The sequence below is a fragment of the uncultured Winogradskyella sp. genome, from assembly GCF_937958655.1.
Classification (GTDB): domain Bacteria; phylum Bacteroidota; class Bacteroidia; order Flavobacteriales; family Flavobacteriaceae; genus Winogradskyella.
Map to the genome: position 1 here is coordinate 1 of NZ_CALGNH010000085.1, position 3,007 is coordinate 3,007.

Sequence of the window (3,007 nt, forward strand, 5' to 3'; positions counted from 1 at the left end):
TGATAGCCTACAACACGCTAAACGTGCAACAAAAAATGCGATAAATCTATACAACGAAATAAGATTACATTTATCTTTAGACTACAAAACACCAAATATGGTATATAAATTAACAGCGTAAATCAATTTTTAACCTGTAGCCATATTTCAGGACAAGACAAACTTTTTAGCAAATGATAATGAGGGTTTCATATCATTAACAACCCACAACCGAAAGGCTAATGATATAAATATTAAAGAACTTAACAAGCTTAACGGTGAATTCTACAAATATAGAGCTATTATAAATGGTAAGTTTCCGGAGTACTCCTATCCAAACAAAGAAGATTTACTTTTGAAAGTAGGAGCCCAAGTAATGTTTATTAAAAATGATGCTTCACCAGAAAAGCGATATTTTAATGGTAAAATCGGTAAGGTTATTTCACTAAGTGATACAGAGGTAGTTGTAAAGTGTCCTGATGATAACTTTAAAATTATAACTAAGCCAGAAATTTGGGAAAATATAAAGTATGGAGTAGACGATGAAACTAAAGTTATTACAGAAGATAAAATAGGTAGTTACACGCAAATACCTCTGCGTTTAGCATGGTCAATTACCATCCATAAAAGTCAAGGGCTAACTTTTGAAAAAGCTATTATTGATGTTGAATCCTCTTTTGCACATGGACAAACCTATGTAGCTTTAAGTCGCTGTAAGTCTATTGATGGACTTGTTTTAACAAGTAGAGTAACACCAAGTCAAATCATTAGAGATAATAATGTAACTGCGTTTAATGAAAATGCTGAAGCAAATCAACCAAACGATAAAATTTTAAAAGCATCAAAAAGAGTGTATCAACTCGATTTAATAAAAGAAGTTTTTGATTTCTACAACTTTCTATTTCCAACTAATAGAATTCTAGATATAAACTACAAAAATAAAAATAGTATTGAAGGTAATATTGAAGAGCCTCTCCAAATAATAAAAAACACAGTTGCAACACTTTTAAAAATTAGCACGTCTTTTAATTCTCAACTACAAATACTGGTTGGTGATTATGAGATTCCAGAAACCAATAACACTTTACAAGAGCGTTTTACAAAAGGTATTACGTATTTTACTGAGCAAATTAGGATAAAAATTGAAAGTTCATTAAAATCTTTTGAATTTATCACCGATAATAAAGCTCTAGAAAAAGATATTAATAAGCAATTGAATAGTTTAGAAACCCAACTTTCAACTAAATTATCATTTTTTGAAGGCCTAAAAAAAGGCTTTAATGTTCAGCAGTTTTTAGAATTAAGATCAAATGCAGTCTTTGAAGAGCAAGAGAATTCTAAGAACCTGCGCAAAGCTGTTATTAAAGATACTGCTAATTTAGAACTTTTTGAATTATTGCGAACGCTTAGGAACGACCTAGCCAAGCGCCATGAATTAGCACATTTTCAAATATTTACACAGAAATCTTTATATGCTATGTGTGAAATGCTTCCTACTACTAAGCAAGCATTAAAAGAAATCTACGGAATGGGTAAAACGAGAATTGAAAATTATGGAGATGAGGTTGTAAGTGTTATTAACCATTATTGTGATGAAACTAATTTACAACCGTCAAATAAAACTGCAATAATTGAAGATGTGATTATAAAGCCTAAACGACAAATAGGTGAAACAAAGAAGATTTCTTTAGAATTGTATAAAAAAGGTAGGTCATTGCAAGACATAGCTGATGAACGAGAATTGAACATAAATACAATTTTCGGTCATTTGGCAAGTTTTATCCCATCTGGTGAAATTGAGGTAAAAGATGTAATGTCAATATCGCACTATAAAGAACTAAAAAAAATTATTCCGACTAAAATCTTTGAAAACCTATCTGACCTAAAACACCAGCTTAATGATAAGTATAGTTACGGTGAGTTGAGATTAGTTATAAATGAACTGTCTAAAAATTAAAAAGCTTTAACATTTTTAGAGTTAAAGCTTGTGTTCGTTTAATGCGTTTTAAATTTAGTCTCTGAGTACACCTCTAGAAATTACAATTTTCTGAATTTCTGATGTGCCTTCATAAATTTGCGTAATTTTTGCATCTCGCATTAAGCGTTCTACATGGTATTCTTTAACAAATCCGTTTCCTCCGTGTATTTGAACCGCTTCAACGGTCTGCTCCATAGCCACCTTACTAGCATATAATTTAGCCATTGCACTTGCCATATCGTAGTTACGACCTTGATCTTTTTCCCAAGCCGCTTTCATTACAAGCATTCTTGCAGCTTCTATTTCCGTGTACATATCTGCTAACTTAAATGCTATGGCTTGGTGATTGCAAATTTCTGTGCCAAAAGCTTTACGCTGTTTTGAATATTTTAAAGCGAGATCGTAGGCACCTGAAGCAATCCCTAGAGCCTGTGCGGCAATACCGATTCTACCTCCGGAAAGCGTTTTCATGGCAAATTTAAACCCAAAACCATCATCTCCTATTCTATTTGCTTTAGGCACTTTTACATCATTAAATTGCAAGGTATGGGTGTCACTTCCTCTAATGCCCAATTTATCTTCTTTAGGGCCAATGTCAAAACCAGGTGTTCCTTTTTCAACAATAAACGCATTAATCCCTTTATGGCCTTTGTCTCTATCGGTTTGTGCGATTACTAAATAAACGTCAGATCTCCCCCCATTAGTAATCCAATTCTTTGTGCCATTAATTATATAATGGTCGCCCATATCAATCGCTGTCGTTTTTTGCGAAGTAGCATCGCTACCGGCTTCAGGTTCGCTAAGGCAGAAAGCACCGATTTGTTCGCCCGTAACCAATTTAGTTAAATATTTTTGCTTTTGTTCTTCGGTTCCATAAGCTTCAAGACCATAACAAACAAGTGAATTGTTAACTGAAACTATGACAGAAGCCGAAGCGTCAACCTTGGATAATTCTTCCATAACAAGAACATAAGAAATAGCATCCATCCCACTTCCACCGTATTTTGGATCTACCATTATTCCCATAAAGCCTAAGTCTCCCATTTTACG

The 3,007-nt window shown here is 33.4% G+C and carries 3 protein-coding genes; 2 read left to right on the forward strand and 1 reads right to left on the reverse strand.

What is annotated here, in order from left to right:
- Together Q0800_RS14195 and Q0800_RS13780 are read left to right on the forward strand one after the other, a co-directional pair.
- On the forward strand, positions 1–121 hold a 121-nt coding region (locus Q0800_RS14195), incomplete at its 5' end, for an integrase core domain-containing protein (protein WP_366518853.1).
- 213 nt (positions 122–334) lie between these two features.
- Positions 335–1,936 (forward strand): helix-turn-helix domain-containing protein, encoded by a 1,602-nt coding sequence (locus tag Q0800_RS13780; RefSeq protein WP_299130885.1) that lies wholly within the window; start codon positions 335–337, stop codon positions 1,934–1,936.
- 54 nt (positions 1,937–1,990) lie between these two features.
- Here the strand turns inward: Q0800_RS13780 and Q0800_RS13785 are convergent.
- Positions 1,991–3,007, reverse strand: a 1,017-nt coding sequence (locus Q0800_RS13785; RefSeq protein WP_299130887.1) for an acyl-CoA dehydrogenase family protein, incomplete at its 5' end; no start/stop codon positions are given.